General features: G+C 38.0%; 13 protein-coding genes. 10 read left to right on the top strand and 3 right to left on the bottom strand.

The window, feature by feature from the left end; translation table 11 throughout:
• Positions 1 to 21 precede the first annotated feature (21 nt).
• From ftsZ to ileS, 7 genes are all read left to right on the top strand, one after another.
• A complete protein-coding gene (gene ftsZ, locus HBN42_RS03255) occupies positions 22 to 1,347 on the top strand; it encodes a cell division protein FtsZ (RefSeq protein WP_165993641.1) in 1,326 nt (441 codons plus the stop codon).
• A 9-nt stretch (positions 1,348 to 1,356) separates the two neighbouring features.
• Positions 1,357 to 2,028, top strand: a complete 672-nt coding sequence (locus HBN42_RS03250; protein WP_165993640.1) for a YggS family pyridoxal phosphate-dependent enzyme — start codon at positions 1,357 to 1,359, stop codon at positions 2,026 to 2,028.
• A 12-nt stretch (positions 2,029 to 2,040) separates the two neighbouring features.
• Entirely contained in the window at positions 2,041 to 2,655 is a 615-nt protein-coding gene (locus tag HBN42_RS03245; RefSeq protein ID WP_165993639.1) for a cell division protein SepF, read from the top strand.
• 3 nt (positions 2,656 to 2,658) lie between these two features.
• A complete protein-coding gene (locus HBN42_RS03240) occupies positions 2,659 to 2,916 on the top strand; it encodes a YggT family protein (RefSeq protein ID WP_165993638.1) in 258 nt (85 codons plus the stop codon).
• A complete protein-coding gene (locus HBN42_RS03235; protein ID WP_165993637.1) occupies positions 2,913 to 3,704 on the top strand; it encodes a YlmH family RNA-binding protein in 792 nt (263 codons plus the stop codon). Before HBN42_RS03240 ends, HBN42_RS03235 begins: the two co-directional genes overlap by 4 nt.
• A gap of 9 nt (positions 3,705 to 3,713) precedes the next feature.
• Positions 3,714 to 4,475: a DivIVA domain-containing protein gene (locus HBN42_RS03230; RefSeq protein ID WP_165993636.1), complete on the top strand. Its 762-nt coding sequence runs from the start codon at positions 3,714 to 3,716 to the stop codon at positions 4,473 to 4,475.
• Positions 4,476 to 4,740: 265 nt separating this feature from the next.
• Positions 4,741 to 7,533 (top strand): isoleucine--tRNA ligase, encoded by a 2,793-nt coding sequence (gene ileS, locus HBN42_RS03225; RefSeq protein WP_165993635.1) that lies wholly within the window; start codon positions 4,741 to 4,743, stop codon positions 7,531 to 7,533.
• Between the two features lie 88 nt (positions 7,534 to 7,621).
• Here the strand turns inward: ileS and HBN42_RS03220 are convergent, their stop codons facing one another.
• The 3 genes from HBN42_RS03220 to HBN42_RS03210 all read right to left on the bottom strand — a co-directional run bounded on the left by HBN42_RS03220 (position 7,622) and on the right by HBN42_RS03210 (position 10,843).
• Positions 7,622 to 7,936, bottom strand: coding sequence for a DUF1827 family protein (locus HBN42_RS03220; protein WP_165993634.1), 315 nt, complete (start codon positions 7,934 to 7,936; stop codon positions 7,622 to 7,624).
• Between the two features lie 60 nt (positions 7,937 to 7,996).
• Positions 7,997 to 8,443, bottom strand: a complete 447-nt coding sequence (locus tag HBN42_RS03215; RefSeq protein WP_165993633.1) for an NUDIX hydrolase — start codon at positions 8,441 to 8,443, stop codon at positions 7,997 to 7,999.
• 141 nt (positions 8,444 to 8,584) lie between these two features.
• On the bottom strand, positions 8,585 to 10,843 hold the full coding sequence (locus tag HBN42_RS03210; protein ID WP_165993632.1) for an ATP-dependent Clp protease ATP-binding subunit: 2,259 nt from the start codon (positions 10,841 to 10,843) through the stop codon (positions 8,585 to 8,587).
• Positions 10,844 to 11,108: 265 nt separating this feature from the next.
• Here HBN42_RS03210 and HBN42_RS03205 point away from each other — a divergent pair, with 265 nt between their 5' ends.
• The 3 genes from HBN42_RS03205 (at position 11,109) to HBN42_RS03195 (ending at position 13,209) form a co-directional block, all read left to right on the top strand.
• A complete protein-coding gene (locus HBN42_RS03205; protein ID WP_165993631.1) occupies positions 11,109 to 11,339 on the top strand; it encodes a YkuJ family protein in 231 nt (76 codons plus the stop codon).
• A 173-nt stretch (positions 11,340 to 11,512) separates the two neighbouring features.
• Positions 11,513 to 12,367, top strand: a complete 855-nt coding sequence (locus HBN42_RS03200; RefSeq protein WP_165993630.1) for a bifunctional methylenetetrahydrofolate dehydrogenase/methenyltetrahydrofolate cyclohydrolase — start codon at positions 11,513 to 11,515, stop codon at positions 12,365 to 12,367.
• Positions 12,364 to 13,209 (top strand): NAD(P)H-hydrate dehydratase, encoded by an 846-nt coding sequence (locus HBN42_RS03195; protein WP_165993629.1) that lies wholly within the window; start codon positions 12,364 to 12,366, stop codon positions 13,207 to 13,209. The genes HBN42_RS03200 and HBN42_RS03195 overlap by 4 nt, the downstream gene beginning before the upstream one ends.
• Positions 13,210 to 13,342 lie beyond the last annotated feature (133 nt).

Raw genomic sequence — 13,342 nt, 5'->3', positions numbered from 1 at the left:
GTAATAAAGTGAGGAATAAAAATGGCATTTTCATTTGATACAGCATCTGTACAGGGTGCACTTATTAAGGTAATCGGAGTTGGTGGTGGTGGCGGTAATGCCATTAACCGCATGATCGAAGAAGGCGTTTCAGGCGTAGAATTTATCGCTGCAAACACAGATATCCAAGCCCTAAGTTCATCTAAAGCAGAAACAGTCATTCAACTTGGCCCTAAATTAACTCGTGGTCTAGGTGCTGGAGGTCAACCAGAAGTTGGTCGCAAAGCTGCTGAAGAAAGTGAAGAAGTTCTAACAGAAGCTCTAACAGGTTCTGATATGGTCTTTATCACTGCTGGAATGGGTGGCGGATCTGGTACAGGAGCGGCACCTGTCATTGCTCGTATAGCTAAAAGTTTAGGAGCCTTGACTGTAGCTGTTGTTACACGTCCCTTTGGTTTTGAAGGAAATAAACGTGGGAATTTCGCAGTTGAAGGTATCCAAGAGCTACGTGAACAAGTTGATACCTTGTTAATTATTTCAAACAATAACTTGCTTGAAATTGTTGATAAGAAAACACCTCTACTTGAAGCATTAAGCGAAGCAGACAATGTCTTACGCCAAGGTGTTCAAGGGATTACAGACCTAATCACTAGCCCAGGACTCATCAACCTTGACTTTGCCGATGTTAAAACAGTTATGGCAAACAAGGGCAATGCACTTATGGGTATCGGTATTGGTACTGGTGAAGAACGTATTGTTGAAGCTTCTAGGAAAGCCATTTACTCACCATTGTTGGAAACAACTATTGATGGTGCAGAAGATGTTATCGTTAACGTTACAGGTGGTCTTGATATGACACTAACTGAGGCTGAAGAAGCTTCTGAAATCGTAGGTCAAGCAGCTGGTAATGGCGTGAATATCTGGTTGGGTACTTCAATTGATGATACTATGAACGATGAAATCCGTGTAACAGTTGTTGCTACTGGAGTTCGTCAAGACAAGACAGAGCAAGTATCAGGTTTTCGTTCACAAGCAAGAACTTTCAACCAAGCCAGTGCACAACAAGCAGGTGCACAATATGCTAGTGAACAGTCTCAAAGTACTTCACAACCAAACTTTGAACGTCCTTCAAAATTTGATTTTGATATGTCAGAAACTCGTGAGATGCCAAAATCACACTCTAGAGCTTCAAAACAAAATCTTAACCAAAACCAAGGTTCAGCCTTTGGAAATTGGGATTTGAGACGTGACAACATTGAAAAACCTAAAGAAAACCAATTGGATAGCCAATTAAACATGTCAACTTTTTCAGCAAATGATGATGCTGACGATGAGTTAGAAACACCACCATTCTTTAAAAACCGTTAATAGGAACTAATGGATTTACAAAAAAATAAAGATAAGATTTTCCAAAAGGTAAAGCTAGCAGCTGCAAAAGCAAATAGAAGTGAAGACTCTGTTCGTGTTGTTGCTGTGACCAAACATGTAGATAGTCAGCTGACCCGAGAGATTGTTCGTTTAGGGCTAAAAGATTTAGCTGAAAATCGCGTTGATAAATTCTTGACCAAATATCATGATCTCCAAGAAAATGATATAACTTGGCATTTTATTGGTAATCTTCAAAGGCGGAAAGTTAAAGATATTATTAATCTTATTGACTACTTCCACGCCTTAGATTCTGTTAAACTAGCTCGTGAAATTCAAAAGAGGGCTGACAAAAAAGTCAAATGTTTTTTGGAGGTGAATCTATCTGGAGAAGAAAGTAAACATGGTTTTTCAGTTGATGAAGTGGATGATGCTTTAGAGGAGATTGCTCAGTGTGATAAGATTGAACTTATCGGATTAATGACTATGGCACCACTAAAAGCAAGTCCTCAATCACTAGCTGAATTATTTGAAAAAACAAATCAGCTTAGAAAATCTTTGCAAGAGAAAAATAGAAAGAACATGCCATTTACCGAATTAAGTATGGGAATGAGTAGTGACTTTGAAATTGCTATTCAACATGGATCCACCTTTGTTCGAATTGGAACTTCTTTCTTTAAGTAAATGGAGAAAACGATGGCATTTAAAGATACAATAAATAAGATGGTTTCTTATTTTGATACTGATGAGGTCAGTGAAGTGGAAGAAGAGAAAAGTTCTCCTCAACCAGAGAGAGCTCAAAAACCACAGCAAGTAGATAAACCAAATCAATCGCAGCAAATCAATAGACCCCTTGGACAAAAAAGACCAAGTAGTAGCCAAGAACATCATGTTCCCAACTACCAAGGGCAACAAAGAAATAAGTCGGTTGACCATTTGGAAAGAAAAGCAGTGCAAGAAGAAAGAACTTCTACCACTCGTCGTGATCAATTTCAATACACAACTCAACAAGGTCAGACCACAATTGCTTTGAAGTATCCTAAAAAATATGAAGATGCACAGGAAATTGTGGACTTATTGATTGAAAATGAGTGTGTCTTGATTGATTTCCAATTCATGCTTGATGCACAGGCAAGAAGATGTATCGATTTTATTGATGGAGCTAGCAAGGTTCTATATGGTAAACTACAAAAGGTTGGCTCATCAATGTACTTATTGACGCCATCAAATGTATCTGTTGATATTGAAGAAATGACTGTTCCGAACAGTAATCAAGAATTTGGTTTTGACTTTGATATGAAGAGACGGTAACCTATGCTTTTCATATTAGTTCTACTATTAAACATTATCAAAGTATATTCCTATTTACTATTAGCTTATGCCTTGTTTTCTTGGTTTCCAGGTGCCTATGATACCTGGGTGGGGCGGTTAATCAGTCAGTTGGTTGAACCCGTTTTAAAACCATTTCAAAAGTTACCCTTACAGTTTGCAGGTATTGACTTTACGATATTTGTAGTTATGATTGGCTTAAACTTATTAAGTGACTTCTTATTGAGATTATTTGTAGGATGACAGCTAATAAAGAGATCTTTCAACATTTTCATCCAGATGAATTCTCATTTATCGAAAAGATGAGTGATTTCATTATTAGGGTTGAAAACACCTATCTTATTCAAGTTACTGAATTTTTAAATCCAAGACAGATTGAAATACTTAAAATATTAGTTTCGGCTTCAGGCAACAAATGTTACGCCTCCACTGATCTTTATGGAACAGAATATGGACGGGTCATTATTGCCCCAGACTACTATGAACTAAATGAAGATGATTTTGACATTGCTTTAATTGAAATAAAGTATAATGCTAAATTTAATCAGATAAGTCATGGACAAATTTTAGGAACCTTAATCAATGAACTTGGCATTAAAAGATCTTTGCTTGGAGATATACTCATTGAAGATGGTTACGCTCAGATTTTTATTAACCGCAAACATTTAAGTTATTTTTTAGGGAATATTACTAAAATTGCTAGAACAAGCGTCAGTCTAAAAGAAGTAAGCCTTGATCAGATGATTAAGCCGGTAAAGGATGAAGAAACCATTGATATTACCGTTTCTAGCTTAAGGGTTGACAGATTGTTAGCTAGTGTACTGAAACTTTCAAGAAGCCAGTCAATGAAATTGATCCAATCTGAAAAAGTTAAAGTTAATTATCGGACAGGGATCAGATCATCTGATATACTATCAGTAGGTGATTTAATAAGTGTTCGTGGCTTTGGAAGATTTAAACTCTTAAAAGATAATGGCTACAGTAAAAATGGCAAGCATAAATTATCACTTAGTACAACCATACATAAATAAGGAGAAATAATGGCACTTACAGCACTTGAAATTAAAGATAAAACATTTAAAACAAAATTACGTGGATACAGTGAAGAAGAAGTTAATGAGTTTCTTGATATAGTTGTTGACGATTATGAAGCTTTGGTTAAAAAGAATCGTGAACAAGAAGCTATGATCAGAAATCTTGAAGAAAAACTCTCTTATTTTGATGAAATGAAAGAATCACTCAGTCAGTCTGTTATTCTTGCACAAGAAACTGCTGAGAAAGTTAAGGCTTCTGCCAATGCTGAAGCTACAAACTTAGTAAGTAAGGCTAACTATGATGCCCAACACTTACTTGATGAATCAAAGGCAAAGGCTAATCAAATGCTTCGTGATGCAACTGATGAGGCTAAACGTGTCGCAGTTGAAACAGAAGAATTAAAACGCCAAACACGTGTTTTCCATCAACGTCTCATTGCATCTATTGAGTCTCAGTTGACCTTATCAAATTCACCTGAATGGGATGAATTGTTACAGCCAACAGCTGTTTACCTTCAAAACTCAGATGCTGCTTTTAAAGAAGTTGTCAAAGAAGTTTTAGATGAAGATATACCTGAAACTAATGATAGCTCTTCTTTTGATGCAACACGTCAATTTAGTCCAGAAGAAATGGAAGAATTGCAACGTCGTGTTGAAGAAAGCAATAAAGAATTAGAAGCTTATCAGTTGGAAGATAAGAAGGACAATGGGGAAGCAGAGATCAACCTCAACGAAACACAAACTTTCAAATTGAATATTAAAGATTAAGAAAAACAAGATTGTTAACTAATATTGACAGCAAGTAGGAGATGATGAGAGTCCTATAATCCCTTATTTAACAATTATCATTTTCAATCATTCTAGCTGAAATCAGTAAGCTAGGAGGTAGGCTCACCTTACGAGCAACGAGGGAATAATAACTTGCTTATTATTCTAAACTAAGGTGGTACCACGAGCTTTCGTCCTTTCTGGAGACGGAGCTTTTTTTATATTTGCAACTTTCGGATAAGCTAAAACTAAGGAGTTTAGATTTATGAAATTAAAAGACACACTCAATCTGGGGAAAACAGCATTTCCTATGCGTGCAGGACTCCCAAATAAAGAACCTGTATGGCAAGAAGCTTGGGATCAAGCACAACTTTATCAAAAGCGTCAAGAATTAAATGAAGGAAAACCAAGCTTCTTCCTTCATGATGGCCCTCCCTATGCCAATGGTAATATTCACCTTGGGCATTCCTTAAATAAAATCTCAAAAGATATCATTGTAAGAGCAAAATCAATGTCAGGTTACCGAGCACCCTACGTACCTGGATGGGATACACACGGCCTACCAATTGAGCAAGTTTTAGCTAAAAAAGGCGTTAAGCGTAAGGAAATTGATCTTGCGGACTACCTAGAAATGTGTCGTGACTATGCTTTGGAACAGGTTGACAAACAACGTAGTGACTTCAAACGTCTGGGAATCTCAGCTGATTGGGAAAATCCCTATATCACTTTGAAACCTGAATACGAAGCTAATCAAATTCGTGTCTTTGGTGCAATGGCTGAAAAAGGCTATATTTATCGCGGAGCAAAACCAGTTTATTGGTCATGGTCATCTGAGTCAGCACTTGCAGAAGCAGAAATTGAATACCATGATATTGATTCTACCTCACTCTACTATGCTAATAAGGTTAAAGATGGTAAGGGAATCCTTGATACTGATAGCTACATCGTTGTTTGGACAACAACACCATTTACAGTAACAGCTTCTCGTGGTTTAACAGTAGGACCAGATATGGACTACGCCTTAGTTAAACCCCTAGGAAGTGAGCGTAAGTATGTCCTTGCAGAAGGGCTCTTGGATTCACTGGCTTCTAAATTTGGATGGCCAGAATTCGAAGTTTTAGGCAGCTACAAAGGTAAAGAGTTAGAGTATATTGTCACTGAACACCCATGGGATGAAGCTGTGGACGAATTAGTGATCTTAGGAGATCATGTCACACTTGATTCTGGTACAGGAATTGTCCATACAGCGCCTGGTTTTGGTGAAGACGACTACAATGTTGGTAGCAAATACAAACTTGAAGTTGCTGTTACTGTGGATGAACGCGGTCTTATGATGGAAAATGCTGGTCCTGATTTCCACGGTCAATTTTATGATAAGGTTACTCCAATTGTCAAAGAAAAATTAGGAGATTTATTACTTGCTAGTGAAGTGATTAATCACTCTTATCCTTTTGACTGGCGCACTAAGAAGCCAATTATCTGGCGTGCAGTACCTCAGTGGTTTGCTTCTGTATCAGATTTTCGTCAAGACATCTTGGATGAAATTGAAAAAACAACCTTCCATCCAAGTTGGGGTAAGACTCGACTTTACAACATGATCCGTGATCGTGGTGACTGGGTCATTTCCCGTCAACGGACCTGGGGAGTTCCACTACCAATTTTTTATGCCGAAGATGGAACAGCTATCCTATCAAAAGAAGTAACAGATCATGTTGCTAACTTATTTGAAAAAGAAGGATCTATCATCTGGTGGAAAAAAGAAGCCAAAGAACTCTTGCCAGAAGGCTTCACACATCCTGGTTCACCAAATGGAGAATTCACCAAAGAAACAGATATTATGGATGTCTGGTTTGATTCAGGATCTTCTTGGAATGGTGTTTTGAATGCCCGTGAAGAGCTATCTTATCCAGCTGACCTCTACTTAGAAGGATCTGACCAATATCGTGGCTGGTTCAATTCATCCTTGATTATCTCAGTTGCTGTAAATGGACATGCTCCTTATAAGAGTGTTTTATCTCAAGGTTTTGTCTTAGATGGCAAGGGCGAAAAGATGTCTAAATCAAAGGGTAATACCATTTTACCTAGTGATGTTACTAAGCAATATGGTGCTGAAATTTTACGTCTATGGGTAACATCAGTGGATACTGATAATGATGTTCGTGTGTCTATGGATATCCTAGGACAAGTCTCAGAAACCTACCGTAAAATCAGAAACACCTTGAGATTCCTGATTGCTAACACATCTGATTTCAACCCAAATACTGATAGCATTTCTTTTGAAAATCTAGCTCCTGTTGATAAATACATGACCATTAAGTTTAATAAATTAGTGCAAGTTTTCCATGATGCCTATGAATCTTATGATTTTATGGCAATCTATAAGGCAGTTGTTAATTTTATTACCCTTGATTTATCAGCCTTTTACTTGGATTTTGCAAAAGATGTTGTTTACATTGAAGCAGCAGATAGTTTAGCTCGTCGCCGCATGCAAACAGTCTTTTATGACATCCTTGTTAAAATTACCAAACTTCTCACACCAATTCTTCCTCATACCACTGAAGAAATCTGGTCTTACCTAGAGTTTGAAGAAGAGGACTTTGTTCAATTAACAGACCTGCCATTAGCAGAGCATTTTGAAGGACAAGATCAGATCATGGAAGCCTGGGAAGCCTTCATGACCTTACGAACTCAGGCACAAAAAGCCTTAGAAGAAGCTCGTAATGAAAAAATCATTGGTAAATCCTTAGAAGCTCATCTAAGCATCTATGCTAGTCCAGAAGTGAAAACTCTTCTAAGTGCTCTAGATAGCGATATTGCCTTGCTGATGATTGTTTCTCAATTGTCAATCCTTGACTTGTCAGAAGCTCCAGCAGATGCTTTAAGCTTTGAAGGAGTAGCCTTCACAGTTGAACGTGCTCAGGGTGAAGTGTGTGAAAGATCTCGTCGCATTGACCCAACTACAAGAATGCGTTCTTATGGTGCCTTCATTTGTGATGCCAGTGCAAAAGTTATTGAAGAAAATTTCCCTGAAGTTCTAATCCAAGGATTTGAAAAATAATAGTATAAAAAGTGATGAACAAGAGATTCATCACTTTTTATCTATTGTAAACACCATGAAGGTCTTTCATGGCTTTTTAAGCTATACTTTAAGTGGATTTCTTTGTTTTTAAGGGGAAAGAGAGTTCAATCAGATTATTAGTGTGAATAGTCCGAGACTTTTCTGGGATGATATCAGCCTGGCTAATTTTCCTTTTTAAAAAGAATTCTCTGATGACTTCAAGTTCCACTTCTTTAATAGCACGGTATTTGTTAGAAATCAAAAGCTCATAATGACTAGGTGCTTTAGTAAAGATAACATCAGTATTACCAGCTGAATAAACTTCAACCAACTGAGCATCCGTATTACGTAGTTGATTTTGAACGAGTTCAGGATGACTACTTGTCGTATTAATTAAGCGCATATACTTACCTCCGCACTTTCTATGACTTTAAACTGACATTTAATTATAGACTTACAGTCCTTAGTGGTGTTTTTCCTGCCACTTTTTAATACCCCATTGGTGGCTACCTCTTTTTAATTTTTTGATAGCTTGCTCAAGTGGAAACCAGGCTAGATTATTAAAGTCTTCTAGCGGTTTACCAATAACCTCAAAGCTTTTTACCTCGTATAAATAGGCAGGATTATAAAAATAAGTATCACGATGGCGAGAATAAAAATATTCATCAGCCTGACCATAGTAGTAGCCAAGTTCAGCTGAAAAGCCAAGCTCTTCTTTTAATTCTCTTTCAAGTGCGCTGAGGTGGTTCTCATTGGCCTCTATTTCTCCTCCTGGTAAAAACCAGGCACCATTTGGAGCTTGGACCAAAATGACTTTATTCTTTTCATGGTTGGGAATAATTGCGTACACCCCATAGCGTGATTGGTAATCTTTACCTATTTCTTTTTCACCGAAAATTGGAACAGACATAAAATTTTCCCCTTTCTACCTATTATACTAAATTTTTTCAAATAAATCTTAATTAATTTTTGAATTATTGTAAAAATCATAAGTGTAAGAATTCTGTAAAATAAAGAAAGTGAAGACTGTCAACAATCCTCACTCCCTTCTTTATTTCTCATTTTGTTCTTTTACTGGCTCGTTTTTTGAACTTTTAATAATAATCTTCCCCTTACTTGTCATGACTGCTTTAAGCTCTTTTTCGCTAGGATTTTCCAAGTAAAAGTCAGTGATGGTGTCCTCTATGTACTCTTGAATAGTACGGCGAAGTGGGCGAGCCCCCATTTTAGGATCATAACCTAGATCAACAAGTTTTTCTTTAACTTTTTGTGTGACTTTCAAATGAATATCATTATTAGCTAGGCGCTCATTCACATTATCAAGCATTAAATCAACAATATGTAAGAGATTATCCTTGCTTAGGGACTTGAATTCAATAATGCCATCAAAACGGTTGATAAATTCAGGGCTGAAGTAGTTGCTGAGTTGGCCAAGAACAGAGTTAGAACGGCCTTCACGGGCAGCTCCAAAGCCGACTGAGGCTTCTGATTTGCCTGTCCCTGCATTTGAAGTCATGATAATGATTGTGTCCTTGAAACTAACTGTACGGCCTTGTCCGTCTGTTAGGCGCCCATCGTCAAGTACTTGTAGGAACATATGCATGACATCTGGGTGTGCCTTTTCGACCTCATCTAGGAGGATTAAAGAATAAGGATTTCGGCGAACTTTTTCAGTTAATTGGCCAGCTTCTTCATAACCGACGTAACCTGGAGGTGAACCTACGAGTTTTGAGACTGCATGTTTTTCCATATACTCAGACATATCAAAACGAATCATATTTTCAGATGAACCAAAGAGTTCAATGGCTAATTGTCTTGAAAGCTCTGTTTTTCCGACCCCTGTCGGTCCGACAAAGAGGAAGGAGCCTATTGGACGGTTAGGAGCTCCCAGACCTACGCGGTTTCTACGGATGGCCTTGGCAATCTTATCAACTGCATCATCTTGCCCAATAACATGAGCCTTTAGATCATCAGCTAGATTAATCAATTGTGATTGTTCTTTTTCCTTTAAATCACCTACTGGAATGTTGGTCTTTTGTTCAACGATAGCTTCGATGGTCTTCTCTGTGATAATAGGAATATCTTCTTCGTTGACCTTTTGTTTTTGGAGTTCTTTATATTTGGCTATTTGGTCTCGGAAGTAAGCAGCTCGTTCATAGTCTTCATCACGTGTAGCTTGAGTTTTTAGGTTTTCAGCTTCTACTAGTCGGTGATCAATTTCTTTTGGATCTATGAAATTAAGTGTTAGATTCATCTTCGAGCCGGCTTCATCTAATAAATCAATGGCCTTATCAGGTAAAAAACGATCCTGAATATAACGGTGGGACAGATTTGCTGCTGCTTCAATAGCATCTTGACTATATTTGACATGGTGGTAATCTTCATATTTGTTTTGAATACCTTTTAATATAGTAATGGTTTCCTCAACCGATGGCTCATCAACCTTGACAGGTTGCATGCGTCGTTCGAGGGCAGCATCTTTTTCAATAACGCGATATTCATTTAAGGTTGTGGCACCTACTAGTTGCAGTTCACCACGAGCCAAAGCAGGCTTTAGGATATTACCAGCATCCATATTGCCATCCCCAGCATTACCAGCACCTACAATTTCATGGATTTCATCAATAAATAGAATCACATCTTGTCTATTTCTAATTTCTTCCATCAGTTTTTGCATGCGTTCTTCAAATTGACCACGGATGCCAGTACCTTGAACGAGGCTGACAACATCCAGTCGGACAACCTGTTTATTCTGCAGCTTGTGTGGTACGCTGCCATCAACAATTTTTTGGGCTAAACCTTCAACCACAGCTGTTTTCCCTACACCGGGTTCACCAATTAAGACGGGATTATTTTTTGTGCGACGGTTTAAAATTTCAATGACCCGCTTGATTTCATCGTCTCTACCGATAACAGGATCAATACCCCCTTTTCGGGCTATTTCAGTGACGTTGATACCAAATTCTCCCAGCAAACCTTTTTGCTCATTTTGATTGGTCTGATTTGGACGAATTGCAGCGCCATTATTATTACCTCCTCTGTTTCCACCATTACCTCCGCTTTGGGTTGGAGGGGTATTTGGTAATTGGCCAAAGGCTCTAAAGTTATTTAAATCACCAAAGAAATCATCGAATGGATTCATAGAATCTTGATTGTCTTTTTTATTTAATCCTCTTAGGATAGGGTTGTTGGAATCTGTTTTCATGATTTGATAACAATTTTGACAAAGATCGATCTGTCTTTGCTGACCATTCACATTGGTATAAAGATGAATGGAAGCTTCATTTAATTTACAATTTTGACAAAGCATAAGCTACCTCCACAGGTTCTATATAAAGTCAAGTCATTTAGTCAAAAATGGTCAAACTTTATACTCATATTATAGCACCATGATAATGAAAAGCAAGTAAAAAGTATAAATATTAGCACTTGTCTAGTGAGAGTGATAAGGTCTTCTTAAACCCCCTTATAATGAAAGGAAAATGGAAAATTAATAGAAACTTGCCTATTTTTGTGTAGGTTTAGGCAATTTTATGTTAAAATGATAAGGACAATAAACGAATAGGAGAATAGAAATGGAATCACATTTAGTGAGAATCATTAACCGTCTTGAATTGATGGTGACTGACGGAGGCAACTTAAAAAGAAATTTTGAACGAGACGGTGTTGTCGTTGCCGAGGTAGCTTTTTCAAATGATCCAGAAAGTGGTCCAGTCTTTACATTACGTGATGTTGAAGCTCGTGAATCATATTCATTTGATAGCATTGACCTCATTGCAATGGAAATTTATGATTTACTCTATTAAGAAATAATAAAATTTGTTTGTGAACGGCACCTCCTAAGTAGGATAAAAATCCTCTAACTTTTGGGGTGCTGTTTATTTTTGAAGGCATAGGAGATTAAAGAAGGAAAAGATGGATGAACCTTTTTCTGCCATAATTTGCTATAATATAAAAAATAATGTAGGGGAAGGTATTCATGGCACAAATAATAGATGGTAGGGCACTTGCTCATAAGATGCAGGCCAAATTAGCAGATAAAGTTGCGGAATTAAAAGCCCAATCTAGGATTGTCCCAGGCTTGGCTGTTATCTTAGTTGGTGATAATCCTGCCAGTCAGGTTTACGTTAGAAACAAGGAAAAGTTCGCCCTAGCGGCTGGATTTAAAAGTGTGACCCTCAGGCTTTCAGAATCAACCAGCCAGGAAGAATTAATCAATATTATTCAAGAGTACAATAATGATGATTCCATTCATGGGATCTTAGTGCAACTCCCCTTACCAAATCATATCAATGATAAAAAGATTATATTAGCCATTGATCCCCATAAAGATGTGGATGGCTTTCATCCTATGAACACAGGTCACCTCTGGTCAGGCCGCCCCTTGATGGTACCTTGTACACCGGCAGGGATCATGGAGATGTTTAGAGAGTACAAGATTGATTTAGAAGGCAAGCAAGCTGTCATTATTGGCCGTTCAAACATTGTTGGCAAGCCCATGGCCCAGCTACTACTGGATAAAAATGCAACGGTCACCCTAACACATTCTAGAACTCGCCACCTTTCAGAAATCACAAAACAGGCAGACATTTTAATTGTTGCCATTGGTCAGGGTAATTTTGTGACCAAAGATTTTGTCAAAGATGGCGCTATTGTCATAGATGTTGGGATGAATCGTGATGACAATGGGAAACTTCTGGGGGATGTTCATTTTGAACAAGTCTCACAGGTGGCCAGTCTGATCACACCCGTGCCAGGAGGAGTTGGCCCAATGACAATCACAATGCTTCTAGAACAAACTTACCAAGCAGCCTTAAGAAGTGTGAGCAAATGATAATTGATGAAAGAGATCTAAAAAAAGTTATTATCCCTAGACCCAAAGAAAGTCATAAGGGCGATTTCGGTCGCCTACTCTTGATTGGAGGGCTCTACCCCTTTGGAGGAGCCATTCTTTTGTCTGCCTTGGCCTGTGTCAATAGCGGAGCTGGCCTAGTGACGGTTGCTACAGATAAGGATAATATTTCAGCCCTACATAGTAGACTGCCAGAGGCAATGGCCTTTGATGTGGATGATAGAGCTCTTTTAGAAGAAAACATTGAAAAATCAGACTTAGTTTTAATAGGACCAGGTTTGAATGAAACTGACAGGTCTGAAGAAATATTTGACTTTCTTATAGATCAGATAGACCCCAAGAAGTTACTCTTAATTGATGGCTCTGCCTTAAGAATCTTGGCTAAAAAAGGTCCTAGCTTACTATCAAAGAAAAGAGCACTTATCCTGACACCTCACCAGAAAGAATGGGAAAACTTGTCCCGACTAACAATTGAGCAGCAGACTTTAGACAATAATCAAGCTATTCTCAAGGAGCAGTTTTCAGAGCAGACGATTCTGGTAGCAAAGAGCCATCAGACCAGTATTCTACAAGGTGATTTTGTTTATCAATTACAAAAGGGAGGCCCCTACCAGTCCACAGGAGGGATGGGAGACACCTTGGCAGGGATGATTGCTGCCTTTGCTGTTCAGTTCCCTAAAAGTTCTCTTTTAGATAGGGTTGCGGCAGCAGTCTGTTTACACTCACTTATTGCAGATGAACTCTCAGCTGACCATTATGTGGTCTTACCAAGTACCATTTCTGAAGAAATTCCAAAATGGATGCAAAAATTCAGTCAGAAGTAAAAATAAGAAAAGAAAGGTTGGAACCATCTGGTGCTGACCTTTTTTAGGCTATAGGGGGCTAAGGCCTTTCTTTTAGACCTATTTTTGCGTTTTCTAGGCACTTTTTTATAAAGAAAAATGGTATAATTGCATT

The organism is Streptococcus catagoni (genome assembly GCF_011421425.1).
Lineage (GTDB): Bacteria > Bacillota > Bacilli > Lactobacillales > Streptococcaceae > Streptococcus > Streptococcus catagoni.
Note: the sequence above shows the minus strand (reverse complement) of the source record. Positions and strands in the feature narration are given on the sequence as shown.

Coding starts and splice junctions, on each gene's coding strand:
- HBN42_RS03230 (WP_165993636.1), top strand. CDS start 3,714: ATGGCACTTACAGCACTTGAAATTAAAGATAAAACATTTAAAACAAAA.
- HBN42_RS03210 (WP_165993632.1), bottom strand. CDS start 10,843: ATGCTTTGTCAAAATTGTAAATTAAATGAAGCTTCCATTCATCTTTAT.
- HBN42_RS03200 (WP_165993630.1), top strand. CDS start 11,513: ATGGCACAAATAATAGATGGTAGGGCACTTGCTCATAAGATGCAGGCC.
- ftsZ (WP_165993641.1), top strand. CDS start 22: ATGGCATTTTCATTTGATACAGCATCTGTACAGGGTGCACTTATTAAG.
- HBN42_RS03250 (WP_165993640.1), top strand. CDS start 1,357: ATGGATTTACAAAAAAATAAAGATAAGATTTTCCAAAAGGTAAAGCTA.
- HBN42_RS03205 (WP_165993631.1), top strand. CDS start 11,109: ATGGAATCACATTTAGTGAGAATCATTAACCGTCTTGAATTGATGGTG.
- HBN42_RS03245 (WP_165993639.1), top strand. CDS start 2,041: ATGGCATTTAAAGATACAATAAATAAGATGGTTTCTTATTTTGATACT.
- HBN42_RS03240 (WP_165993638.1), top strand. CDS start 2,659: ATGCTTTTCATATTAGTTCTACTATTAAACATTATCAAAGTATATTCC.
- ileS (WP_165993635.1), top strand. CDS start 4,741: ATGAAATTAAAAGACACACTCAATCTGGGGAAAACAGCATTTCCTATG.
- HBN42_RS03235 (WP_165993637.1), top strand. CDS start 2,913: ATGACAGCTAATAAAGAGATCTTTCAACATTTTCATCCAGATGAATTC.
- HBN42_RS03220 (WP_165993634.1), bottom strand. CDS start 7,936: ATGCGCTTAATTAATACGACAAGTAGTCATCCTGAACTCGTTCAAAAT.
- HBN42_RS03215 (WP_165993633.1), bottom strand. CDS start 8,443: ATGTCTGTTCCAATTTTCGGTGAAAAAGAAATAGGTAAAGATTACCAA.
- HBN42_RS03195 (WP_165993629.1), top strand. CDS start 12,364: ATGATAATTGATGAAAGAGATCTAAAAAAAGTTATTATCCCTAGACCC.